The following is a 23,269-nucleotide window of genomic DNA, read 5'->3' on the forward strand; positions in this document are numbered from 1 at the left end:
CCGAAGCCGGCGACCGCCGTCGCTTTGGGTTACCAATGAGAAGGTGGTTGAATAGGGAGGCCTTAGACACGAGTATGACCCGGACCGAGCGACTCGACGTGCAGGGAATGTCCTGCGCCAACTGCTCGGCGACCATCGAGGACGCCCTGCGCGACCTCGATGGGGTCTCAGAGGCGAACGCGAACTTCGCCACGGACGAGGCCACCGTCGAGTACGACCCCGAGGCCGTATCGCTCGCGGACGTCTACGCGGCCATCGAGGACGCCGGCTACACGCCCATCGACGAGACGGTGACTATCACCGTCACCGACATGTCGTGTGCGAACTGCTCGCAGACCGTCTCGGAGGCGCTCCACGACACGCCCGGCGTCGTCGAGGCCGACGTCAACTTCGCGACCGACGAGGCGCGCGTGCGCTACAACCCCGCGAGCGCCGACCGCGAGGACCTCTACGACGCCGTCGAGTCCGCCGGCTACTCACCCGTTCGTGAAACCGGCGAGGAGGAGGACGGCGAGGAGAGCGCCGCCGCCGTCGCGCGCCAAGCGGAGGTCCGCAGACAACGCACCCTCACGCTCTTCGGGGCCGCGTTCTCCGTTCCGCTCTTCGCGCTGATGCTCGAGGGGCTCTTCGCGCCCCACCTCCTCCCCGAGACGATTCCGGGGACTGTGCTCCCGATGGAGGTCGTCGGCTTCCTCCTCGCGACACCCGTCCAGTACCTGCTGGGCAAGGAGTTCTACGCGAACTCCTACAAAGCAATCGTCAAGAACCGGACCGCGAACATGGACGTCCTCATCGCGCTCGGCTCCTCGACGGCGTACCTCTACAGCGTCGCCACCCTTCTGGGACTCATCCCGGGCGGCACCTACTTCGACAGCGCCGCGTTCATCCTGACGTTCATCACGCTCGGCAACTTCCTCGAAGCCCGCTCGAAGAGCCAGGCCGGCAAGGCCATCGAGCAACTCCTCGAGATGGAGGCCGACACCGCGCGCGTCATCGAGGACGGCGAGGAGCGCGAGGTCGAACTCTCCGACGTCGAGGTCGGCGACCACCTCGTCGTCAAGCCCGGCGAGAAGATTCCGACCGACGGCGTCGTCCTCGAGGGCGAGTCCGCAGTCGACGAGTCGATGGTCACCGGCGAGTCCGTCCCCGTCGAGAAGACGCCCGGCGAGGAAGTCGTCGGCGGCACCGTCAACGAGAACGGCCGCCTCGTCGTCGAGGCCACGAAGGTCGGCGAGGACACCGCGCTCCAACAGATCGTCCAGACGGTCCGCGAGGCGCAGTCGCGCCAGCCCGACGTGCAGAACCTCGCCGACCGCATCTCGGCGTATTTCGTCCCCGCCGTCATCGCCAACGCCCTCCTCTGGGCCGTCCTCTGGTTCGCGTTCCCGACGACGCTCGCGGGTATCGTGAACGCCATCCCCGTCCTCGAGTTGGTCGCGGGCGGCCCCGTCGTCGCCGGTGGCACCGTCAGCGTCCTCGAGTTCTCCGTCGTCGTCTTCGCCTCCGCGGTGCTCGTCGCCTGCCCCTGCGCGCTCGGCCTCGCCACGCCAGCCGCGACGATGGTCGGCACCTCGCTCGGCGCGACCAACGGCGTGCTCTTCAAGGGCGGCGACGTCCTCGAGCGCGTCAAGGACGTCGACACCGTCGTCTTCGACAAGACCGGCACCCTCACCGAGGGCGAGATGGTCCTTACCGACGTCGTCGCGCTGAAACGCACCGCCGCCGCGGACGGCGGCGGAACCGTCGCGGCCGCCGAGGGCGGCGACACCGCGGCACTCTCCGACCCCGAAGCCGACCTGCTTCGCGCCGCCGCGAGCGCCGAGTCCGGCAGCGAGCATCCGCTCGCCGACGCCATCGTCGAGGGCGCACAGGAGCGCGGCCTCGACCTCGCGACGCCCGAGGACTTCGAGAACGTCCCCGGGAAGGGCGTTCGGGCCACCGTCGACGGCCGCGTAGTCCTCGTCGGGAACCCCGGCTTCCTCGAGGAGAGCGGCGTGTCCGTCGAGGCCGCCGCCGAGGAGCGTGAGCACCTCGAGTCCGAGGGGAAGACCGCGATGCTCGTCGCCGTCGAGGGCGACCTCGCGGGCGTCCTCGCCACCGCCGACGAAGTGAAGGAGAGTGCGAAGCGCGCCGTCACCGGCCTCCAGGACCGCGGCATCTCGGTCCGGATGCTCACCGGCGACAACGAGCGCACCGCGGAAGCCGTCGCCGCCGACCTCGGCATTCCCACCGAGCACGTCAGCGCCGAAGTCCTCCCCGACGAGAAGGCCGACGCCGTCGAAGCCATCCAGGCGGACGGCACGCGCGCGATGATGGTCGGCGACGGCGTGAACGACGCGCCCGCGCTCGCCGCCGCGTACGTCGGCGCCGCCATCGGCTCCGGCACCGACGTCGCCATCGAAGCCGCCGACGTCACCCTGATGCGCGACGACCCCGAGGACGTCCTGAAGGCCATCAACGTCTCCGACGCCACGCTCGCGAAGATCAAGCAGAACCTCTTCTGGGCGCTCGGCTACAACTCCGCCCTCATCCCGCTCGCTTCCCTCGGGCTCATGATGCCCGCGCTCGCCGCCGGCGCGATGGCGTTCAGCAGCGTGAGCGTCCTCTCGAACAGCCTCCTGTTCCGGCGGTACGACCCGTCCGAAGAGTACAGCGTACTCTGAGGACTGTCGTACCTAGTGAGGCCTCGCCTCACGCTGGTGTAATCCGGACGAGCCGTACTCGGTGCTGTAGGCTCGCCGGCTTCTGTCCAGCAAATCTTCGATTTTCGGACGCTAAGCTCGGGGTCGCGTGTTCGTTAAGCCCCCTTCCAGTTCGATTACCGACACAATTATGCGGGGTCGCTATAATCACTCGGTCTATGCCCTCCGAGACAACGGTATTGCTCCGTTCAATCCGCCGCTGGCTGTTGGTGAGTACGTTCCTGCTCGGTGTCGGAATCGTTGCCGTCGTGGATATCGGGAATATCCTCACAAACTACCAGGATAAGGCGATGTGGGGCGGTGTGGGTATTGCCGGTGCGGTGGTCGCACTTGCCGCCGGCGTACAGTTTGTGCGGACGTACCTCCCTGACTCGACGAGCAACAGTTCTCAGGGGAGTACGTAGGCGGCCCTGTTCCTGTGTATCACCGCGCGCTAAACGAAGAAAGGCGGTACCAGCCGCTGATACCTGTCTGCGGTGTTCCGCGAGCGCCGCCGGCGTTCGAACCTGCGTAGTCGGGCGTTTTCGTCGCCGGGGTCGCGAATCGACCCGCTCCTCGAAAAAGGTCGCCGGCCACAAGCGACAACCCGGTGCCGTCGGTGGTGTCGGGTATGAACGAGCGCACGTCTCGGCGGGCGTTCCTCGCGGCGGCGGCGGGCGGTCTCGCCGGGCTCGCGGGCTGTGGCGGACAGCAGACGTCGACGACCACGACGTCGACGCAGACGACGACGGCGTCGCCGGACGTGGCGGCGCCGACGAAGGCCTCGCAGACGGCGGAGTCGGTGGCGTGGCGCTGGGACTTCGGCGTCCCGCTCCTCCGGCCGGCCGAGGTCGATGGCTCGTTGGTCGTGACGACGACGTTCGAGGGAGCAGTCTACACGGACCAGCCGATGGAGACGTACCCGAAGGGCGCGGCGGCGTCGTTCGACCCGGCGTCGGGCGAGCGGGCGTGGTTCGAGAACCTGCCGCGGCCGGCGATGGGCCCGGCGTTCGTGCATGGCGGTCGGCTCTTTCAGGTGGGCGGCTGGCACGGCGACACGGCGCGCGTCCACGAGCAGGTGCGCGCCATCGGCGCCGACGGGAGCGTGAAGTGGCGTGTCGAGGGTCCGGAGAACACGACGGTCGACCTGCTGGACGTCGGCGACCAGGGCGTCTTCGTCGGGACGCGGGGCGGCGAGTACGGCGACAGCGGCCATCAGGCGTTCGCGTTCCGGCGGACGAACGGGTCGGAGGCGTGGAAGGCGGACGCGGGCGACATCGGGAACGGCGCGCTCGCGGGCGACAGCCTCCTCACGACGCGTGCGGGCGGGAGGACGCACACGACGGCGTTCGCGACGAGCGACGGTACGCGCCGCTGGGGGGCGGACGCGAAACTGCTCACGGACCCGTACGGGAACGCGCTGACGAACGGGTCGGTGGTGGCGCTCGCGGCACCGGACGGGAGCGAACTCTACGGCCGGGACGTGACGACGGGCGAGCGCGTCTGGACGTACCCGGGAAATACAGGGAGCGCGGCGCCGAGCACGGACACGCTCGTTCTGCCATTCGGGTCGTCGGTGGTGGCGCTCGACCCAGCGAGCGGCATCGAGCGCTGGTCGAAGGACCTCGGGTCGCCGCTCCGGGACACACCGGTCGTCGGCGACCAGACCGTCTACGCGGCAGTGGATGGCGGCGCGACGTACGCGCTCGCGCTCTCGGACGGGAGCGAGCAGTGGAGCGCGCAGAGTTCGGGAACACGCCCGGTGGCGACGGCGGGCGAGAGCGTCGTCGCGCACGGCAGCCGCGAGGGCACGGGCGTGCTCCGGTCGTACGCGTCCGCGGACGGGAGCGTGCAGTGGTCGTACACGGCTGACGCGTCGCTCTCGCTCCCGACGACGGTGGACGGGTCGGTCTACGCGGGGTCGACCGGCGGGGCGTTCCTCGCGTTCGAGTGAACGGAAACGCTTAGGCGCGAACCGCCGATAGCGGGCGATATGTCTCGTTCGGAAGAACGAACCAGTCGGTGGGTCGTGAACGAATGACTCGGCGTGCGTCCGGGACGGTCGGGGTGACGGCGCTGGTGAGCGTCGACCACCTCGTCTCGCACGTCTTCCTGCTCGCGCTGCCGCCGCTGTTCCCGCTCATGGCGGGGTCGTTCGGCGTGTCGGAGGCCCGTCTCGCGGTGAGCGTGACGCTCATCTTCCTCGCGCAGTTCCTCTGTCAGGTGCCGGCCGGCGAGCTCGTGGACCGCGTCGGCGGGAAGCGCGTCGTCGTCGCAGGCCTCGTATTGACGAGCGTGAGCATCGGGCTCGCGGGGTTCGCGACAGCGTACTGGCAGGTGCTCGCGTGCGCGTTCGTCTCCGGCGTCGGCCAGTCGCCGTTCCATCCGGCGAACTACGCGCTCCTCGACGCGGCGGGCGACGCCGCCAGCGAGGGCCGACAGTTCAGCCTCCATTCCTTCGGCGGGTTCGTCGGGTTCGCGGCAGCGCCCGCACTGACGACGGGCGTCGCGTCGCTCGCCGACTGGCGGGCGGCGCTCTTCGTCGTCGGCGTCATCGGCGTCGCCTACGCGGGCGTCCTCCTCGTCAGCCTCGCACCCGTCCACCGGCGACGGCTCCGCGAAGTCACGACGGAAGCGGAGGCGGACGCGAGCAGCGGGTCGTACCTCGGGAGCCTGCGCCTGCTGCGGCGGCCGCTCGTCGCCGGGATGTTCGCGTTCTTCCTCCTCGTGACGCTCGCGGACACCGGCCTCCAGACGTACACGACGGCGTTCGCGGTGAACGCCCTCGACTACTCGACGGTGGTCGGCAACACCGCGCTGACCGGGTTCCTCTCGGTGACCGCTGTCTTCGTCCTCGTCGGCGGGTGGCTCGCGGACCGCCGGGACTCCTTCGCCATCATCGTCGGCGGCCTCGTGTGGTCGGCGCTCGTCCTCTGGGCGGCGCTCGCGCTCGGTCTCGGCTCCACCGGGTTCGTCGTCGCGTGGGCAGTCGCGGGTGCCGGCTTCGGCGTCTCGCTCCCGGCGCGCGACCGCATCACGAACGCGCTCTCGGACGCCGCGGACACCGGGAAGAGCTTCGGGCTCGTCTACACCGGCCTCCCCATCGGCGGCGCGCTCGCGCCCGTCCTCCTCGGCGCCGTCGCGACGCGCTGGACGTACGTCGAGGCGTTCGTCGCCGTCGCCGGGTTCTTCTTCGTCAGCGCAGTCGTCGTCTTCGCGCTCCGGCGCGTCCGACCCTGAGGCTCGCCACTCGAAACAACCGAAATCGCTATTCGGGAGAACTAGTCAACGGACAAGTATGTACGCGCCCTCCAACACGCTGGCGATGGTGACGTTCGTCCTCCTGCTCGCCGGCTGCGTCCTCGTCGTGCTCGCCCTCGCCGTCCTCGGCTAGCCCCACGAGTCGCCCCGCGTGTCGCCGCGGCCGGCGGGAGAATCAGGTCGGCGTCGCGAGCGCCGTCACAAATCTACCGGTCGCGTTCCTGTTCGGCCTCAAGACGCTCGATGAGCGATTCGCGGTGTTCGCGCCGTTCGTCGAGCGCGAGGTCCCGAAGCGCGCGCTGGTCCTCGTCCGGACACTCGACGTCCGGTACCTCGACTGGCGTCTCCTCCTCGTCGAGCGCAACGAACGTGAAGAACGCGGTCGTCACGTCCCACTCCTCGCCCTCCTCGGGGTCTTCGGCGCGGACGGCGGCGCGGACGCTGACGCTCGTGCGACCGGTGTCGAAGACGAACGACTCGACGGTGACGACGTCGCCGACGGCGATGGGGGCGTGGAAGTCGATGTGGTCGATGCTCGCCGTGACGACCTGATGGCCGGCGAAGCGCCGGCAGGCGACGGACGCCACGACGTCCATCCACTCGAGGATGCGCCCGCCGAACGCGCGCCCGAGGTGGTTCGTGTCGTTCGGCATGAGCACTTCCGTCCGCTCGGTGAACGACCGCTCGAGGGTCGCGGTATCGGGCATGTGCGAGGCTACAGCGTCTCCGCAGTTAAGTCGGCCGTCTACCGGATCGACACCACCCTGTCCGCTGTTCCCGGTCAGTCGTCGGCTTCGGCGCAGAAGTCGCGGTAGAGCGCGCGTGCACGCCGCGGTTCGCCGACGAGCGACACCGAGGGCGCGACGGCGTCGCGCACGTCCTCAAGGTCCGCAAGGAGGCGCCGATAGCGGTCGTCGGCCTCCAACACCGTGGGGTCGTGGGCCGCCTCGAGGGCGGCGCGCTTCGCGGCGAGCGCGTAGTAGCGCGCGACGTCCGCCTCGTAGTGCCGGCGCTCGTCAAGGGCGTCGACGGCCTCGGCGAGGCGCTCGGGGCCGACGGGCTTGACGAGGTAGTCGTCGAGGCCGGCGTCCACGACGTCGAGGCCGGGGTCGAGGTCGGTGACGGCGACGACGAACGCGCCGTCGGTCGCATCGACGAGTCGTGGTAGGGCGTCGAGGCCGTCACCGTCGGGGAGGCGTCTGTCGAGAACGACGACGGCCACCGAGGAATCAGCGGCGTCGAGGGCGGCCGCGATCGAGGCGGCACCGCGAACGTCGTAGTCCGCCCGGAGCGTGTGTACGTAGAGGTCCCGGAGCCCCGGGTCGTCCTCCACGACGAGCACGCGCGAACGGTACGCCTCCCCACTCATGACGTGACGGAGGGGACGGAGCTTTAGTTCCCTTTCCCTGACCACCCAAGACCTTTATGTATATACGTCGAGGTGTTGGCGCGTTCGGCGACGTCAGCGGGCGGCGCGGTAGACGTCGCGGACGGACGCCAGATACGCGATGATGACGAGCGTGACGAGGAGGGCGAACAGGTCGACGGTCAGGAGGTCGAGGACGGCCGAGAGGCCGTAGAGCACCATCGCCCACGTCCACGCCCACGGCTGGACGTTCAGCAGGCCGACGATGACGACGGCCTGCCCGACGGAGAGTCCGAGAGTCACCAGGCCGAGGACGACGCCGAGGCCGGACCCCGACGCGAGGAGGCCGAACGACCCGACGACGCCGACGAGAACGCCGAGCGCACCGAGCGCGCAGATTATTTTCACGCCCAGCGGGGCGGAGCGGTTCGAGGTGGAGGGCTGGCTACGGCGAGCCATACGCACGAGTGTGCGCAATCGGACATAAATCGTCGGGACGGGAACGGACAGTCGGCGTGCCGCGTCGTCGCTGGTGCGCCGTGGCTCGCCGTCGCCGGCACTGCCGACGCCGCGTGGTCAGTCCACGCGCGGGTTGACCGAGCGCGACCGGTAGGGTTCGCTGACGAACGCGAGGTAGGTGACGACGAGGACGCCCACGACGAGTCTGATGGCGTCAAGGCGGACGAGACTCACGACGATGGAGAGCCCGTAGAACACCATTGCTCCTGTCCACGCCCACGGCCGCATCGTCCAGAGGCCCCAGAGGACGGCGGCGTGGGCGGCGGTGAGGGCGAGGAGGGCGAGTCCGAGGGCGGCGCCGTCCGCCATGAGCGCGAGCGACCGCTCGAGTTCGACGAGGAGGGCGAGCACGCCGAGGACGCAGAGGACTTTCACCCCTGTCGGCGTCGGCGGCGTGGCGGGCGGCGTGCTCGTGTGCGGGGCGGCCATACGGACGACCACGCGGACGTCCGGGTTAAATCGTCGGGAGGCTGCCTCAGGCGTCGAGGGCGCGCCCGACGCGTTCGACGACGGCGGGCGCGGCGGCCGCGAAGTGGTTCGCGACGGCGTACTCCGCGTAGAGGTAGCGGACGGAGGTCTCGCCGTCCTCTCGGACCTCCGTGTCGGCGTTCTCGACGGTGTTATAGGGATAGCCGGCGAGGCGGCGCGCGAGCGGCGCGGGCGCGGCGTCGAGGAGCGTTCGGAGCGCCTCGACCGCAGCGGCCCGCTCGGCCGCGACGGGGTCGACGGACGCGGGCAGCGCGTAGTCGCCGTCCCGTATCGCCGCGGACGCGTCGGCGAGGGCCGCGTCCGCCACGAGCGCGCGCATCGCGGCGACGACGGCCGTCGCCACGCGGCCGTCCTCGCGGGCCGATACGGCCTCCGTCGCGGCCGCCGTCCGGTCACCGACGAGTTCGACGACTATCTCGCCGGCCGGTTTCTCCTCGATGTCGCGCTCGAACTCGCCGAACACCGACTCGACGCTGGGTCTCTCGGAGAAGGACGCGACGTCGGCGACGAGCGCGTCCGCGACGGTCGCGAACAGCCCCGCGAAATCGTGCGGGTCGTCGAGCGTCGAGCCGTAGTGCTTGCGGAGGCGGCGGGCGTCCGCGGCGTACGCACGCCCCCACTCGACGTCCTGTGCGAGTTCGGCGACGTGCAGGACGGTATTTTCGTACTCGTGACGCTCGTCGGCGCGGGTGAGGCGGACGCCGTCGTGGCCCCAGCCGGTAATGTGTGCGTGTTCGGCGAGCGCACCCACCGGGTCGTCGGGCGGCCCGACGTACGCGTAGTCCGCGAGGAACGCCTCGGCGTTCGCGTGATGGCGCTCGCGGCGGTCGGCGACATCCATGGCCGATAGCTCGCCGTCGAACGCGGCGAGTCCGGCGTCGACGAACATCGCCTCGGAGCGCGGGTAGGTGAGGCCGGCGAGGACCTCGACGCGCGACGCGGCGTCATCCCCATCGAGCGCGGTGCGAGCGGACTCGCGCTCGCGGCTGAGTTTGGCGCGGACGACATCGTTCGGGACTCGCGAGAGGTCCGTGTCCTCGATTCGGGAGCGAATGCGCTCGCGGGCGGCCGCGAGATGCGACTCGGTCGGCTGGACAGGTATCGGCGGGGGTACCGTCGGCAGGTCGCCGGGGATGGCGGCGAGCGCTGACTCGTCGTACGAGACGCGCGACTCGCCCGACAGCGGGTTCAGGTCGCTACAGCCCGCGAGCGCGGCCGCGAACCCGGTGCCCGCGGCGGCGAGGACCGATCGGCGGCTCGGCCGACTCACGCGCTCTCACTCCCGTTGGTTCGCCCGCTCGCGTTCCGGTAGCGGTCTGGAACGCGGTTGCAGTCACCGCCGCCGCCGACCGAGTAGCTGCCATAGCTGTCGCCGGGGAACGGCAGGCGGACGAACGCTGCGGTGAAGTCGTACGAGCGGCGCTCGCAGGCGGTGTGCGCGTCGCGGACGACCTGGCAGAACTCGACGTTCGGGTCGCCGTCGGTGTCCCTGGCGACGTAGTTCAGTTTCGGCCGATAGCACTCGCGGACGCGCGTCTGATGGACGACGACGGACTCGTTGGCGTAGTCGGTCTCGGAGAGGAGGCGCCGGACGGCCGCGGTGTTCGTCGCGTCGTCCGCGAACTCGAACGACGCCGCGTCCGACTGACTCTCGACGGTGTGGAGCCGGAGTGAGTCGGCCGTGGTCGTCGCCGTGCGGTCGTCGCCGTCGTCCTCTCGGGGTGCGACGACCGGCGGGTGCTTGCCCGTCGTACGGGTCATCGCGACCGAATAGTCGGTGACGAGCGTGCCGCCCTCGGGCGAGACCGAGCGATGTGTCTCGCTGGCGCTACAGCCGGCGAGCGCGACGGTAATGCCGGCGCCGACGCCGGCGAGGAGGGCGCGTCTGGTCGTGGTGGAGGGGTCGGGGACCATCGCGCCTCGATGGTCGTCGCGGACCGACAAGAAGGGTGGTGGTCAGTTCTCGGCGTCGGGGGACGCGCCGGGTTCGGGCGTCTCGACGCCCTCCTTCGTGCGGACGCGCCAGCCGGTGAAGCCCATGAAGAGCAGGATGGCGGGGCTGAGGAAGCCGAAGAAGTAGTAGGGCGCGTAGCCGAGGACGTCGAGGCCGAAGCCGAGCAGGCCGCTCGACGTGACTTCGAGGCCGATGGGGACGACGCCGAGGACGCCGGCCATGTAGACGCCGCCGGAGTTCCACGGGACGAACGCGCTCGTGGTGGTGCCAGCGGCCTCGACAGCCCTGGAGAGGTTCGAGGAGTCGAGGCCGAAGTCGTCGTAGAGGCCGCGGAACGTCATCCCGGGGACGACGATGCTGATGTACTGGTCTGCCGCGAGGACGTTCATCGAGAACGCGGTGACTGCGGTGGTGGCGGTGAGCGACCCGACCGAGCGGGCGCGGGCGGCGATGGCGTGCGCGACGGCGGCGAGGACGCCCGAGCGCGTGAGCATCCCGCCGAGCGCGAGCGCCGCGAGGACGATGGTGACGACCCACGAGGCGCCGGTCAGGCCGGAGGACGCGAGCAGGTTGTTCACGAGGTCGGAGGACGTGCTCGGGCTCGTCCCGGACTGCGCGACGGTGAACGCGTGCGTGATGGGGCCGCTGTGGAAGGCGAACCCACCTTCGGTGGTGATGACGGGGGCCTCCTGGAAGACGATGGTCGTGAGGATGCCGGCGAAGACGCCGGTGCCGAGCGACGGGAGCGCGGGAACCCCGTAGAGGGCGAGCGCGAACGTGACGACGAGCGGCAGGAGGACGTGGAGGCCGACGTCGTAGCTCCCGGCGAGCGCCGCGCGGATGGACTCGACTTGGCCGCTCGGAATCGCGCCGCCGGCGCGGAGGCCGAGGACGGCGTAGGCGACGACGGCGACGACGAACGCGATGGCGGTGCCGATGCGCATCGCGTCGACGTGCTCGAAGAGGTCCGTCTCGGTCGCGGCGGCAGCGAGATTGGTGGTGTCGGAGAGCGGACTCTGCTTGTCGCCGGCGTACGCGCCGGAGAGAATCGCGCCCGCGGTCATCGGCGCGGGAATGCCGAGGCCGTGGCCGATGCCGATGAAGGCGACGCCGAGCGTGCCCGCGGTGGTCCACGAGGACCCGATGGCGAACGCGACGACGGCCGCGAGAATCGCGGCGACGGGGAGGAAGACTTTGGGCGTGAGCACGCCGAGCCCGTAGTACATGATGGCCGGAATCGTCCCCGCGCTAATCCACGACGCGATGAGCGCGTAGACGACGAAGAGGATGAGGACGGCCTGCAGGCCCATGACGATGCTGTCCGCGGCGCCGTCGTAGAGGTCGCGCCACGAGAGGTCGAACCACCACATCGCGCAGAGCCCGGTGAACGCGATGCCGAGGAGGAGCGGGAACTGCGGGTCGAGGTCGAAGACGAGTTTCCCGACGCCGAGGAAGAAGAGCATCCCGACGACGGGAACGAGTGCCTGCCAGAGCGTCGGTCGGCGGTCCTCCGGCAGTTCCTCGTAGGAGAGCGGGTCGAAGTCGAGGTCGTCGCTCATCGTCGATACCTCCGTGTCGGACGCACACACGTGCCCGTCGGTGCCATAGCTCTACTCGCCCTGAGAGTCGGCGCGGTTTGTGCGTGTCGAAGCGTGTCGAGACACGCCGGCGGCAGGCACGTGTCGGCGGACGCGTCGCGAGCGGGGCGTGGGCGACGCGAAAAAGGCGGTACCGTCGTTAGGAGACGAACGTGAGGGAGTCGCCGACCACGGGGTGGCATTCGGCGCACACGTATCCGTCGAACCCGCGTTCGCTGTGTTTCCAGACCTGTCGTGGCGAGCCACCGCAGCGGTCACACGTGGGCATCGCGTCCGGGGCTTTCCCGTACGAGGTAATGAAAATTGCGCTCGGGACAATCGGTGCCATTCGCCGCGAACCCGCCGCCGTCCCCGATTCTCAGAAGTCGGGAATTGGGTTCCGGTACTATGCTACGCCGACCCCCACCACCTAGTACGCGAGTCTGGGGTGACCCATCATGCAGGCAACGACTACGGCCGTCGGCCGAGAACGTGAAGCGAACGAGACGACCACCGAGCGCGCGGACACCTGTCCCGAATGTGGGGCGGGTCTCGAACGCGACGCCGCGCGCGGCGAAGTCTCCTGTCGGGACTGTGGGCTCATCGTCGACGAGGACGTGGTCGACCGGGGTCCGGAGTGGCGCTCGTTCGACGACGGCGAGGAGAGTCGCTCGCGCGTGGGCGCCCCGACGACGAACCTCATGCACGACAAGGGGCTGAGCTCCGTCATCGGCTGGCAGGACAAGGACGCTTACGGCCAGCGCCTCTCCGGGCGTAAGCGCCGCCAGCTCGCCCGTCTACGCAAGTGGGACGAGCGATTCCGTGCTCGGGACGACCAGGAGCGCAACCTCAAACAGGCGCTCGGCGAGATCGAGCGCATGACGAGCGCGCTCGGCCTCCCGAAGAACGTCGGGGAGACGGCGGGCGTCGTCTACCGGCGCGCGCTCAGCGAGGACCTGCTGCGCGGGCGCTCCATCGAGTCCGTCGCGACGGCAAGCGTCTACGCGGCCGCCCGGCAGGCCGGCGTCCCCCGCAGCCTCGATGAGGTGGCGACTGTCTCCCGCGTTGAGCGCCTGCGCGTCCAGCGCGCCTACCGACAGGTGAGCCGCGAACTCGGACTGGAAGTGCCGCCGACGGACCCCCGCGAGTACGTCGAGCGCTACGCGAGCGACCTCGAGTTGCCGAGCGAGACGGCTCGCGTCGCCCGTGACCTCCTCGACTCGGCCATCGAGGCGAACGTTCACAGCGGCAAGAGCCCGACGACGATGGCGGGCGCCGCCGTCTACGCGGCCGCGCGCCTCACGAACCGCTCGGTGACCCAGGAGGACGTGAGCGAGGTGGCGAACGTCGCGCGCGTCACGATTCGCTCGCGCTACAAGGAACTCCTCGAAGCGCAGGACCCCGCGGCCTGAGCGGAGTGCGCCGGCGGTGCCTTCGGCCCCCTGCACTCGCACCGCCGGCCGTCGCCTCTTCTCCCCGGTTTTCCCGGTTCGCCGTCCCCGTCAGCCCAGCGAGCGCTCGACGGTGTGGACGAGCGACTGGAAGGCGTCGGGTTCGTGTTTGTTGATGCAGGCCGTCGCGCCAGCCGTCCCGGCGCCAGAGCGGACTGCGGGCGATTCGGTGCCGGTGAAGAGGACGAACGGCAGGTCTTCCTCGCGGCGCCTGACGACCCGGAGCAGGCCGATCCCAGTCATCGTCGGCATGTCGTGGTCGCTCACGACGGCGTCGACGTGGTCGAGTCGAGCGAGCGCGGCCTGCGGGTCGGCGCGCACCTCGACGGCAACCTGAGGGAGCGCCGACCGGAGATGGGCGGCGGTGAGGTCCGCGAACGCCCGGTCGTCGTCGACGACGAGGACATACCCGCTGTTCGACTCAGTCATGGACGCGACGACGGACGGGAGGACCAAAAAGCGCGACACCCGTTCAGTCGCGTTCGGGCGTCTGAACGGTCGTGAACGGTCTGGAACCGGGTCGGGCGCGTTCCGAACCGCCTAACCCCGACGAGACGAAAGAGGGCGTATGAACGTGGAGACGCTGGCGTCCCGGCAATTCGCGGCGGCCGTCGCGCTGGCCGTGGTCGGGGCGTTCGGCGCGTACTTCGTGGTGGTCGCACTCGTCCCCGACCTGTTCGGCCCGTGGCCGCACGACGCGATGCAGGCGGTCGTCGCGGCGGCGACACTCGTGTTCGCCGTCACGTTCCTCGTGCGCGCGGCCCTCGGGCGCGGGCCGACGGCGTGGCGCCTCGCGTACGGCGTCGCCGCCGCCGTCTGTCTCGTCCTCGTCGCGCAGGCCGCGTCGTTCGTGCTCGAGTCGCCGCTGGCGGTGAGCGCCGACACCGCGCCCGTCGCGCTCGTTCACCTGATTCTCTGGGCGGGCGTCGTGAGCACCGTCGTCCTCCTCCGCACCGCGCTCTCGGCGGCCGAAGGCCGGGTCGTCGACCCGTCGGACGACCGCTGAGACGGCGACGGACCGCTAACCGGCCGTCCGTCAACCACGTAGTTAATGCCGTTCGATAGTCAACCGTCCTGACTAGTCGGATGAGTAGACTTCCCGCGGCGCCGGACCGTCTCCTCGCGGGGACGTTCGCGCTCGCGCTCACCAGCGCGGTGGTCGTCGCGCTCCACGGTCGCGGACATCCGTTCGTCACGGACGTCCTCCGCCCCACCGCGTACGTCGCGCTCTGGGCGTTCCTCGGTATCTACGGGGTTGCGACGGCGTTCTGGACGTACGAAGTCCTCACGTCGTGGCGAGAGTACGAACCGCCGGACGTCGTCTACGGCCCGGAGGACTGCCAGATACGCATCCTCACTGTGGACGCGGAGGCCGTCGTGCAGGAGACGGTGAACGCCATTCCGGACGGCGTCGCACCCGGCGACCGGCACGTCATCGCGGAGGAGCCGATGGACATCGAGGGGGCCGAAGTCCACGTCGTCCCGGAGGGCTTCGAGTCGCTGGCCGGGGACAAGGGCCGCGCACTGGAGTGGGCGCGACAGCGCCTCGACTGCGAGCGCGAGTTCGTCCTCTTCCTCGACGAGGACACGTCGGTTCGGGAGTTCGACGGCTTCCCGGACGCCGACATCGTCCAGTTCCGCGAGTGGCCGGAGTACACGGGCTCGACGCTCGCCTTCTGGTGCGAGCTCGTCCGTATCGGCTACCAGGCCGAACAGCAGGGCTTCGGGCTGCCGAACGTCCCACTCTACGCGTGGGGTGGAGGTATCGCGGTACGCTCGACTCTGGAGGACGAGGTGACGTGGGACTACCCGACGCTCATCGAGGACACCGTCTTCGTCTGGCGCGCCGTCATCGAGCACGGCGCGGAGTACGTCGTCATGCCGGACCGCTTCCGGAATCAGGCGCCGCCGTCGATTCGCGCGCTCGTCCACCAGCGCCGCCGGTGGCTCGCCGGGTCGCTCCGCGACGAACCCGTCCTCCCGCGGCGCTACTGGGCGCTGTTCGTCTTCCGCAACGTCACGTGGGCGTTCTCGCCCGTCGCGCCCTTCCTGCTGTTCTTCCTCGGGTTCCTCCCGGGGACGATGCCGTATCGCGGCCTCTACACGTTGCTCTCGTGGGCGCTCCTCGCGTACACGCTCGTCTGGCTGGGCCGGGCGTGGCGCTACTACGACGGCCTCCCCTACCGACATCTGCTCGCGGTGCCGCTCTACCCGCTCGTCGTCTCCCTGCACTCGCTCGGCGCCGCGTGGGGGCTGGTGGACGAGCCGGAGGGGTTCGAGCCGACGGAGAAAGAGGTCGGACAGGAGTAGTGAGACGGGGAAGCCTCCGCGAGCAACGTCCGCTTCGGCCCCTAGATTCGTGTGACCCGGGTGCCTCAGTCGAGGCGTATGCCGTCGCATCCGGAGTTGTTCCGACGCCGCGCCGACGTACTCTCGACCGACCGCGGGAGCGGCCCGGCCGTCGTCTTCGCGCACGGGACGTTCATGGACCGCACGATGTTCGACCCACAGGTGGCCGAACTCGCGCCCGACTATCGCTGCGTCGCCTACGACTCGCGGGCGCGCACGGACTCCTACGCGGGCGACTACGACCTCGACGACCTCGCGGCGGACTGCGTCGAGTTGATGGACGGGAAGGGCATCGACTCAGCGATGCTCGTCGGGATGAGCGTCGGAGGCTTCACGGCGCTCCGGGTCGCGCTCGACTACCCGGACCGCGTGGACGGCCTCGTCCTGATTGATGCGCCCGCGGGGCCGACGACGCCGGCCGAGCGTGAGACCTACGAGCGCATCGTCGAGGACCTCCGGGAGACCGACCTCGTGCCGTCGACGCTCGCGCGACAGGTCGCCGAGCGGGTGACGAGCGAGACCACACAGGAGGAAAAGCCCGAACTGCTCGACGCGTGGGCGGAGCGCTGGGAGACCTATCCGGGCGACGCCGTAGCCAGCGAATACGAGTCGTGGTACCGCAAGGACGGCGACCTTGACCGGCTGGAGGAGGTGGACGTGCCGGCGCTCGTCGTCCACGGCGAGGAGGACGTCTTCGACGTCGAGCGCGCCGAGCGGACCGCCGAGGGCCTCCCGGACGCCGACCTCGTGCGCGTGCCCGAGGCCGGCCACCTCTCGAACCTCGAACGGCCCGGCGTCGTCACCGACGCGCTCCGCGAGTTCCTCGACGAGACGACCGCCGTCGCGGACGACGGCGGCGACTGAGCGCCACGACCGCACCGTATCGAGCGATATCGCCGGTGGCTATTACTACGCCCGCACCGCAGACATGGACGTGCGTAAATTCACCGTCGGTCGGGTGTGGGACATCCCCATCCGCATCGACCTCTCACTCGTCGTCTTCCTCCCGATACTCGCGTGGCTCCTCGGGACCGAAGCACAGATAGACGCGTATGCGAGCATCGTCAACGCCGTCGCGCCCCAGACGTTCGCCACCCAGGTCCTGCACGCCGGGTCGAACCCGTGGATCATCGGCATCGCCGCCGCCGTCGGCATCTTCGTCAGCGTCGCGCTCCACGAACTCGGACACGCGTACGCGGGCGCGAAATACGGCATCAAGACCGAATCCATCACGCTCTGGCTTCTCGGCGGCCTCGCCAGCCTCAAGAGCATTCCGCGCGACCCCGAGAAGGAGTTCGTCATCGCGCTCGCCGGCCCCATCACGAGCGTCCTCGTCGCCGCCGTCTGCTACGCCGGCCTCTACGCCGTGCCGGCCTCGCTTCCCGTCGTGGGCTTCGTCGTCGGCTGGCTCACCATCAGTAACGCGCTCCTCGCCGGCTTCAACCTCCTGCCCGCGTTCCCGATGGACGGCGGGCGCGTCCTCCGCGCCTTCCTCGCGCGCTCGCAGCCCTACGCCGTCGCGACACGGACCGCGGCGCGCGTCGGCGTCGCGTTCGCCGTCGCGTTCGCCCTCTTCGGCATCCTCTACTTCAGCCCGATGTTCCTCCTGCTCGCGTGGTTCGTCTACAGCGCCGCCACCGGCGAGTCCCGCATGGTGCTCCTCGATGACCTGCTGGAGGGCCTCACCGTCGAGGACGTCCTCGACGACACGCCGACCATCGACGCCACCGAGAGCGTCCAGTCGTTCGCCGACCGGATGCTCGCCGACCGCCGCACCGAGTACGCCGTCACACGGGACGGCGACGTGGTCGGCCTCGCCACGATGCAGTCGCTCAAGCAGGTGCGGGAAGTCGAGCGCGACGCCTACCGCGTCGACGAAGTGATGCGCACCGACCTCCCCGTCGTCCAGCGGGACGCCGACGCCTTCGAGGCGCTCGCCGCCCTCAACGAGCGGAACGTCGGCGCCGCGTTCGTCGAACATGAGGGCGAGCGCGTCGGCGTCGTCACCCGCAGCGACTACGCCAGCATCCTGCAGGCACGCCAGGCGTTCGGCGTGACCGTGCCCGCGTAAGGCACGATTCGACAGTCGAGCGCGTCCCAAGAGCTACGGACACGCCGGTGTCACGTCCCGACGTGAATCGCGAGGACCTCGCGGGCCTGCTCGCCGCGCTCGGTATCTGCCTCCTCCTCTTCGGCGTCGGCGGGAGCGCCACAATCGACACGCCGATGGTCGGCGAACTCCTCGGCCTCTCGACGACCCAGTCGCTCCGCCTCGCCGGCGCGGGAATGGCTCTCCTCGTCGGCGTCGCCGTCGTCGGCACGCTCCTGAAGCGCTCGGAGCGGTGAGTCGCCGCGGACGACCGACGTCCGCGGACGTGACGGAGAGGCGGCTGGAGGGGTGTTCCTACCGCTGCGGGTGCGGAGGAAGTACGACTCACGTCGCGGAGCGCCGACCGGATTAGGGTGGCGAGCGGTCGTTTATCCACTCGCGACGGCGTTCGAGGGCCGTCCGCGCGAAGTCGGTGAGTCGGTACTCGTTCGCGCGACCCTCCCCAGGGCGCTTGTCGATGAACCCCGACTCGGTGAGCTGGTCGAGGTTCGTGTAGACGTGACTGTGGTTGACCGTCTTCCCGTAGTACGACTCCAGCGCCTTCTCGGTCGCGAGGCCGTTGCAAGGCTCGCGCTCGAAGAGGACCCAGAGGAGGTCGCGCTGGAACCCGGAAAGGTCCGCCATCGCGGCGTCGTGCTCGCGGCCGCCCGTCTGCGGCCGCCCGTCGGTAGTGTCGTCACGTGGCATTGTCGGGGATGAAGGGCCGGTTCGCGCCGGCGTCCCTACCCGACTGTCGGCACCCGGATAAATGAATCTTCTAGGCCCACGGCGTGGCGGTGGTATCGACGGCGACACGTCACGGGCGAGACAGAACCGAGTCGGGACCGTGCTCACTCGGCGACGGCGTCGCGGACGGCGTCCGCGAGCGCGTCGAAACTCCCCACGTCCTTCTGAACGAACGCCGACGCGCCCGCCTCGCGCATCTCCGCGGCAGTCTCCTCGGCGTCCATCCCCGAGAAGAAGACGACGGGGACGTCGGGATAGCGCTCCGTGACCGCCTCCAGCACCTCGGGACCGCTCATCCCGGGAAGTCGGTAGTCGAGAACGAGACACACGACGTCGCCTTCGGCGAGTCGCTCGAACGCGGCGTCCGCCGAGCGAACCGACTCGACATCGTAGTCGAGTTCTCGCGTGAGGCGGAGGTCGACGAGGTCCGCGAAGTCGCGGTCGTCGTCGACGTAGAGCACAGTCCCTGACGGCATACCCACGTCTGCGCCCGCCGGCGCCTTTGCTCTTGCCCCCGGCCGTAAACCACGTCGTCGTCCCGCCAGTATCGCGGTGTGTGTCCAGACGCACGTTCGTCGCGCTCGCACTCGTCGCCCTCACCACGCTCGCGGGCTGTAGCGCGCTCCCCGTGAGCGATGCGAACGCGGGCGGAAACGGCGCCGTCACCGTCTACCTGAGCGACCGACCCGGTGTCACCGACCAGTTCGACGCCGTGAACGTCACCGTTACCAAAGTCGCGCTGAAGCGCGCGGACGAGGGCTGTCGCGGCTGTCACGGCGACGCGAACGACTCGGCGTGGATCGTTCGGGATATCCCGGACGCGACGGTCGACCTGACCGAGTACGCGGGCGCGAACGCGACAGCGCTCGTACGTGACGCTGGCGTCCCGAACGGCACCTACGAGGCGGTGTCGGTACGTGTCGGCGACGTCACCGCCGTAAAGAACGGGTCGCGCGTCACCGTCCGCGTCCCGCACGACCGACTGCGCGTCCACGAGGAGTTCACCGTCACGCCCGGCAAGTCCGTCGGGTTCGTCGTCGACGCCGCCGTCCACGAGACCGAGGGGGGCTACGTCCTGCGACCGGTTGTGAACGAGTCCGGAACCGACGTCCGTGTCTGTACACGTGACGGGAACCATGGAGACGGTGCCGGTCGGAACGGGAGTGACAGCGGGTGTGACTGTCGCTGTGGCGGCTAGCCGGCGGGACGACCGGCGTCGGCGATCCGTGACAAAATCTGCTGGTTCTTCGGTGCCCCGGTGAACCCTGACCGCACGCGCAACCCTTTAAGGGTGCAAGGGCATAGAGCCGGTAGAACGATGCCAGCGGACTTCCCGGACTACCTCGACGTCGACTATACCGACGGCGAAGGTGAAGACCCAGACGACTATCCGAGCCTCGAAGACAAGATCGAGAAGGCCGTCGACGTCGTGCAGACGGGCCTCGAAGAGTACGAGAACCCCGCCATCATGTGGACCGGGGGGAAGGACTCCACGCTCACCCTCTACTTCGTGAAGGAAGTGGCCGAGGAGTACGGCTACGAGATGCCGCCCGCCATCTTCATCGACCACTACCAGCACTTCGAGGACCTCCTCGACTTCGCCGAGCACTGGGCGGACGAGTGGGACTTCGAGCTCATCTACGCGCGCAACGAGGACATCGGCGACTACGTCGAGGAGCACGACCTCACGCCCGGTGACGACATCGAGATCGACGAGCTCTCCGAGCACAACCAGCACCACGTGCGGGACATCCTCGAGTACGAGGAGGACACGTTCCCGTTCCTGCTCGACACCTACGTCGGCAACCACCTCCTGAAGACGGTGGCGCTCAACGACGCCCTCGAGGAGTACGACGTCGACGGTATCTTCTCGGGCATCCGCTGGGACGAGCAGGAGGCGCGCGCCGACGAGACGTTCTTCAGCCCGCGTCACGACCCCGACATCTATCCGCCCCACGACCGCATTCAGCCGATCCTCCAGTTCGACGAGGCCGCCGTCTGGGACGCCTTCTGGTACTACGTCGTGCCGGAGTCCGTCGACGAGTACCCCGACGACGGCTACGTTCCCCAGTCCTACGACGACCTCCCGAACGACCTCTCCCACGAGGACATCCCGGTCAGCCCGAAGTACTTCAAGGGCTTCCGCTCGCTCGGCAGCGAAGTGAGCACGGACAAGGCCGACGACGAGCCCGCGTGGCTCCAGGACCTCGAAGGGACGACCGAACGCGCCGGCCGCGCCCAGGACAAGGAGGACCTCATGGAGCGCCTCCGTGACCTGGGCTACATGTAACGCTCGGACGACCCACTCCCGCTACACCCTTTTATGACTGAGACCGACGCCACGGAGCGAACGCTCACGACTCGATTCGGCCGCCCCGACGCCGTGTTGGGAGTCATCGCCGTCCTCCTCGTGGCGGCGGTCTGTGCAGCAGTTCTCTCGCCGCTCGCGGCGATGCCGTCGCTCGCTGTCGGCTGTCTCGGCTGTATGGCCGTCATCGGCGAAGCGCTGTTCGTCCACCCACCCGTCGACGGGTAGGCGTCAGGCGCCGTTCGACGCCGCGCGGCGCGGAATTCCGGTCGCGGCGACGTAGCCCGCGAGTATCGCGACGAGGAGACACGCGGCCACGAGTGCGGCGCCGCCGTACGGGCCGGGGCGGACGCCGAAGAACCCGCCGAGCGTGAGTGCGGCGGCGACGGCGAGCAGGCTACACCAGACGACGGCCGCGGCGACGGTCCGGGTGAGCGCGCTGGCGAGAGACACGCCGGATGAGTCGGCGGCCGCGACGAAAAAGGGGACGGCCGACCGTCAGGCAGGGCGCCTCAGAACGACGTTTCGACCGCGTCCGTGACGCGAGTGAGGCGGTCGCGCACCTCCCCGGCGACCTCGTCGAGGGCGTCGTTCTCGACGACACCGAGGAGCGTCACCGGGTCGACGGCGCGCACGGCGACACCGTCCTCGTCCTCGTAGACGACAACGTTACACGGCAGGAGCGCGCCGATGCCAGGTTCCTCCTGGAGCGCCTCGTGGGCGAGCGGCGGGTTGCAGGCGCCGAGGATGCGATACTGGCGGAACTCGGCGTCGAGTTTCTTCCGGAGCGTCGCCTGCACGTCGACGTCGCAGAGGACGCCGAAACCCTCCTCGGCGAGCGCGTCCTCGGTGGCTTCGACGACGTCGTCGAACGATCCCTCGACTCGCGTGTCGATGGTGTAGCTCATACACGAACGCCACGCCCGCCGGCGACTTATACTCGTTCCCGACGGCAGTGGTCGTCACCTCGTCGTCGCGCCAGTCTCTCGTCCGATCCCCTATCGGAGCGCCCACCGTCGCGCACCCCGACGCCTTCGGCTGGTTTCCAGGGTGATGAGACACATCAGAAGAAAATACAACACCTCCTCCAGGATTAATCCACTAGAGACAGCGTGAGAACTAGATGAGTCGGCGAGTAGCTATATCTAGGAAACGCTTATGTCCGTATAGGACAATAATTCGACAAACCGGGGCGTGGGGGTCCGGGGAGACACATCGTGTTCAGCACTGATTCGCGGGGGACGAGTAGCGTACTCGCGACGATCTTACTGACGGGGATGGTCGCCATCGCCGTTACCGCAAGCGGCGCCGCCGTCATCGACCACTCGCTCGACCAGAGTGCCGCCGGTCACGTCGTCGGGCAGGTCGACGTCGGCGCGAACGCATCAACCGTCGAAGTCACGCACCTCGGCGGTGACGACTTCGCGCCCGAGACGCTGACCGCCGTGCTGAAGTCGGAGCGCGACAGCGTCCGCGTGCCGTTCACCAACGGGACCATCGACGGAGACGACCGCTTCGTCGCCGGCACGACGTGGCGCTACGACTACGCCGCCGACCTCGACGGCCACCTCCAGAAGGTGTACGTCGTCTACACGCCCAAGAACGACGTCCTCGACGTCGAACGCTTCGAGAACCGGAGCAAGAGCGAGAACAGCGGAGACTCGGGCGTGCTCGACCCCGGCTTCGCGTACCTCGACACGAACCGCGACACGAACTACGACGACGGGTCGGACGTTCAGGTCTCTACCGGGAACCTGAGCGACGGGCTCAGCGTGAGTGAGCGACTAGTCGTCCCGGAGAGCGTCTCGGTCGAGGTCGACGCCGGAACCGTGCTGTCCGCGGACGGAATCTACCTCTCCGGCACGCTCAGTCGGCCGAACCATCATTCGACCTCGGGACTCGTGCTGAACGCGACCGACTCGCCGCTCGAGCTGCGCAACGGGTCCATCGTGAGTGAGAAGGCGCAGGCATCGGTGACGCTGACCGGGTCGAGGATTACCGCAGTCGACTCGACGATAGCCGCGGACGGGAGGGTCCGGCTCGACACTCCCGGAAAGGTCGATCTGACCCGCTCGACGCTCCGGTCGACCAAAGACACGAAGAAGGCGACGCTCTCGGTCACCGGGTCGCAGATCGCCGCGATCGGCGCGAACATCTCCGCAAAGGCACAGATCAGCCTCGTGACGACCGGCGGTGACCTCGACCTGCGCGGGGTGACGGTCACGGTCGAGAAGCGCCAGCGGGACGTCGTACTGGACGCGACCGGTGGCGACATCGACCTCACGAACGCGACGCTCGTCTCCGGAGCGGGGAAGTCGCGCCCCGGCCCGAAGAACGACCTCACCGCGACAGTCGATACGGGGTACGGCGTCACCGTGACGAACGCAACGTTCGTTGACGCCGACCACGAGCTCGACGTGACGCCCGACGGAGCGGCGGTCGGGACGGCGTCGAGTGGCGGTGTCAACTAGCCGACTG

General features: G+C 69.2%; 26 protein-coding genes. 14 read left to right on the forward strand and 12 right to left on the reverse strand.

Translation table 11 applies throughout. The annotated features are described in order from the left end of the window. Nucleotides 1-74 precede the first annotated feature (74 nt). From ACQUS8_RS12860 to ACQUS8_RS12875, 4 genes are all read left to right on the forward strand, one after another. Complete coding sequence (locus tag ACQUS8_RS12860) at nt 75-2,663, forward strand: heavy metal translocating P-type ATPase (protein ID WP_435101673.1); 2,589 nt, start codon at nt 75-77, stop codon at nt 2,661-2,663. A gap of 197 nt (nt 2,664-2,860) precedes the next feature. Continuing rightward, a complete protein-coding gene (locus tag ACQUS8_RS12865; RefSeq protein WP_435101675.1) occupies nt 2,861-3,106 on the forward strand; it encodes a hypothetical protein in 246 nt (81 codons plus the stop codon). 206 nt (nt 3,107-3,312) lie between these two features. Then, nucleotides 3,313-4,635, forward strand: coding sequence for a PQQ-binding-like beta-propeller repeat protein (locus tag ACQUS8_RS12870; protein ID WP_435101677.1), 1,323 nt, complete (start codon nt 3,313-3,315; stop codon nt 4,633-4,635). An 83-nt stretch (nt 4,636-4,718) separates the two neighbouring features. Beyond that, nucleotides 4,719-5,921, forward strand: coding sequence for an MFS transporter (locus ACQUS8_RS12875; protein ID WP_435101679.1), 1,203 nt, complete (start codon nt 4,719-4,721; stop codon nt 5,919-5,921). Nucleotides 5,922-6,148: 227 nt separating this feature from the next. On the opposite strand, the gene ACQUS8_RS12880 is transcribed toward ACQUS8_RS12875, so the two are convergent. The 7 genes from ACQUS8_RS12880 to ACQUS8_RS12910 form a co-directional block, all read right to left on the reverse strand. Next, nucleotides 6,149-6,649, reverse strand: a complete 501-nt coding sequence (locus ACQUS8_RS12880) for an acyl-CoA thioesterase (protein ID WP_435101681.1) — start codon at nt 6,647-6,649, stop codon at nt 6,149-6,151. Nucleotides 6,650-6,723: 74 nt separating this feature from the next. After that, the gene (locus ACQUS8_RS12885) at nt 6,724-7,311 is read right to left on the reverse strand and encodes a response regulator transcription factor (RefSeq protein ID WP_435101683.1); all 588 of its coding nucleotides are present in this window, start codon (nt 7,309-7,311) and stop codon (nt 6,724-6,726) included. Between the two features lie 93 nt (nt 7,312-7,404). After that, nucleotides 7,405-7,767: a hypothetical protein gene (locus ACQUS8_RS12890; RefSeq protein ID WP_435101685.1), complete on the reverse strand. Its 363-nt coding sequence runs from the start codon at nt 7,765-7,767 to the stop codon at nt 7,405-7,407. A gap of 117 nt (nt 7,768-7,884) precedes the next feature. Further along, complete coding sequence (locus tag ACQUS8_RS12895; protein ID WP_435101687.1) at nt 7,885-8,256, reverse strand: hypothetical protein; 372 nt, start codon at nt 8,254-8,256, stop codon at nt 7,885-7,887. Nucleotides 8,257-8,302: 46 nt separating this feature from the next. Then, on the reverse strand, nt 8,303-9,586 hold the full coding sequence (locus ACQUS8_RS12900; protein ID WP_435101689.1) for a hypothetical protein: 1,284 nt from the start codon (nt 9,584-9,586) through the stop codon (nt 8,303-8,305). Further along, nucleotides 9,583-10,230 (reverse strand): hypothetical protein, encoded by a 648-nt coding sequence (locus ACQUS8_RS12905; protein ID WP_435101691.1) that lies wholly within the window; start codon nt 10,228-10,230, stop codon nt 9,583-9,585. The genes ACQUS8_RS12900 and ACQUS8_RS12905 overlap by 4 nt, the downstream gene beginning before the upstream one ends. 42 nt (nt 10,231-10,272) lie before the next feature. Continuing rightward, entirely contained in the window at nt 10,273-11,829 is a 1,557-nt protein-coding gene (locus ACQUS8_RS12910) for a Na+/H+ antiporter NhaC family protein (RefSeq protein WP_435101693.1), read from the reverse strand. 476 nt (nt 11,830-12,305) lie between these two features. Between ACQUS8_RS12910 and ACQUS8_RS12915 the strand changes: the two genes are divergently transcribed. Further along, nucleotides 12,306-13,259 (forward strand): transcription initiation factor IIB, encoded by a 954-nt coding sequence (locus ACQUS8_RS12915; RefSeq protein WP_435101695.1) that lies wholly within the window; start codon nt 12,306-12,308, stop codon nt 13,257-13,259. 90 nt (nt 13,260-13,349) lie between these two features. Here ACQUS8_RS12915 and ACQUS8_RS12920 read toward each other — a convergent pair whose 3' ends face one another. Beyond that, nucleotides 13,350-13,727, reverse strand: coding sequence for a response regulator (locus ACQUS8_RS12920; RefSeq protein WP_435101697.1), 378 nt, complete (start codon nt 13,725-13,727; stop codon nt 13,350-13,352). Nucleotides 13,728-13,866: 139 nt separating this feature from the next. Between ACQUS8_RS12920 and ACQUS8_RS12925 the strand changes: the two genes are divergently transcribed. The 5 genes from ACQUS8_RS12925 to ACQUS8_RS12945 all read left to right on the forward strand — a co-directional run bounded on the left by ACQUS8_RS12925 (nt 13,867) and on the right by ACQUS8_RS12945 (nt 17,993). Beyond that, nucleotides 13,867-14,304: a hypothetical protein gene (locus tag ACQUS8_RS12925; protein WP_435101699.1), complete on the forward strand. Its 438-nt coding sequence runs from the start codon at nt 13,867-13,869 to the stop codon at nt 14,302-14,304. Nucleotides 14,305-14,384: 80 nt separating this feature from the next. Then, nucleotides 14,385-15,608, forward strand: coding sequence for a glycosyltransferase family 2 protein (locus ACQUS8_RS12930; protein ID WP_435101701.1), 1,224 nt, complete (start codon nt 14,385-14,387; stop codon nt 15,606-15,608). 78 nt (nt 15,609-15,686) lie between these two features. After that, complete coding sequence (locus ACQUS8_RS12935) at nt 15,687-16,511, forward strand: alpha/beta fold hydrolase (RefSeq protein ID WP_435101703.1); 825 nt, start codon at nt 15,687-15,689, stop codon at nt 16,509-16,511. A 70-nt stretch (nt 16,512-16,581) separates the two neighbouring features. Then, a complete protein-coding gene (locus ACQUS8_RS12940) occupies nt 16,582-17,718 on the forward strand; it encodes a site-2 protease family protein (RefSeq protein ID WP_435101705.1) in 1,137 nt (378 codons plus the stop codon). Between the two features lie 62 nt (nt 17,719-17,780). Beyond that, on the forward strand, nt 17,781-17,993 hold the full coding sequence (locus tag ACQUS8_RS12945) for a hypothetical protein (RefSeq protein ID WP_435101707.1): 213 nt from the start codon (nt 17,781-17,783) through the stop codon (nt 17,991-17,993). Between the two features lie 112 nt (nt 17,994-18,105). On the opposite strand, the gene ACQUS8_RS12950 is transcribed toward ACQUS8_RS12945, so the two are convergent. Together ACQUS8_RS12950 and ACQUS8_RS12955 are read right to left on the reverse strand one after the other, a co-directional pair. Continuing rightward, nucleotides 18,106-18,444, reverse strand: coding sequence for a helix-turn-helix transcriptional regulator (locus ACQUS8_RS12950; protein ID WP_435101709.1), 339 nt, complete (start codon nt 18,442-18,444; stop codon nt 18,106-18,108). A gap of 143 nt (nt 18,445-18,587) precedes the next feature. Next, the gene (locus tag ACQUS8_RS12955) at nt 18,588-18,959 is read right to left on the reverse strand and encodes a response regulator (protein ID WP_435101711.1); all 372 of its coding nucleotides are present in this window, start codon (nt 18,957-18,959) and stop codon (nt 18,588-18,590) included. A gap of 80 nt (nt 18,960-19,039) precedes the next feature. Here ACQUS8_RS12955 and ACQUS8_RS12960 point away from each other — a divergent pair, with 80 nt between their 5' ends. The 3 genes from ACQUS8_RS12960 to ACQUS8_RS12970 all read left to right on the forward strand — a co-directional run bounded on the left by ACQUS8_RS12960 (nt 19,040) and on the right by ACQUS8_RS12970 (nt 21,019). Then, entirely contained in the window at nt 19,040-19,681 is a 642-nt protein-coding gene (locus ACQUS8_RS12960; protein ID WP_435101713.1) for a DUF4382 domain-containing protein, read from the forward strand. Nucleotides 19,682-19,801: 120 nt separating this feature from the next. Then, nucleotides 19,802-20,773 carry a phosphoadenosine phosphosulfate reductase family protein gene (locus tag ACQUS8_RS12965; RefSeq protein WP_435101715.1) on the forward strand — a complete coding sequence of 324 codons (972 nt, stop codon included), beginning with the start codon at nt 19,802-19,804 and terminating at the stop codon, nt 20,771-20,773. Between the two features lie 33 nt (nt 20,774-20,806). Further along, nucleotides 20,807-21,019 (forward strand): hypothetical protein, encoded by a 213-nt coding sequence (locus tag ACQUS8_RS12970; RefSeq protein WP_435101717.1) that lies wholly within the window; start codon nt 20,807-20,809, stop codon nt 21,017-21,019. Nucleotides 21,020-21,022: 3 nt separating this feature from the next. On the opposite strand, the gene ACQUS8_RS12975 is transcribed toward ACQUS8_RS12970, so the two are convergent. Both ACQUS8_RS12975 and ACQUS8_RS12980 read right to left on the reverse strand, forming a co-directional pair. After that, nucleotides 21,023-21,244, reverse strand: coding sequence for a hypothetical protein (locus tag ACQUS8_RS12975; RefSeq protein ID WP_435101719.1), 222 nt, complete (start codon nt 21,242-21,244; stop codon nt 21,023-21,025). A gap of 59 nt (nt 21,245-21,303) precedes the next feature. Continuing rightward, complete coding sequence (locus tag ACQUS8_RS12980) at nt 21,304-21,699, reverse strand: DUF302 domain-containing protein (protein ID WP_435101720.1); 396 nt, start codon at nt 21,697-21,699, stop codon at nt 21,304-21,306. Between the two features lie 309 nt (nt 21,700-22,008). Between ACQUS8_RS12980 and ACQUS8_RS12985 the strand changes: the two genes are divergently transcribed. Further along, nucleotides 22,009-23,262, forward strand: coding sequence for a type IV pilin (locus tag ACQUS8_RS12985; protein ID WP_435101722.1), 1,254 nt, complete (start codon nt 22,009-22,011; stop codon nt 23,260-23,262). The last annotated feature ends 7 nt before the right edge of the window (nt 23,263-23,269 follow it).

Source organism: Halarchaeum sp. P4 (assembly GCF_051195175.1).
Classification (GTDB): domain Archaea; phylum Halobacteriota; class Halobacteria; order Halobacteriales; family Halobacteriaceae; genus Halarchaeum.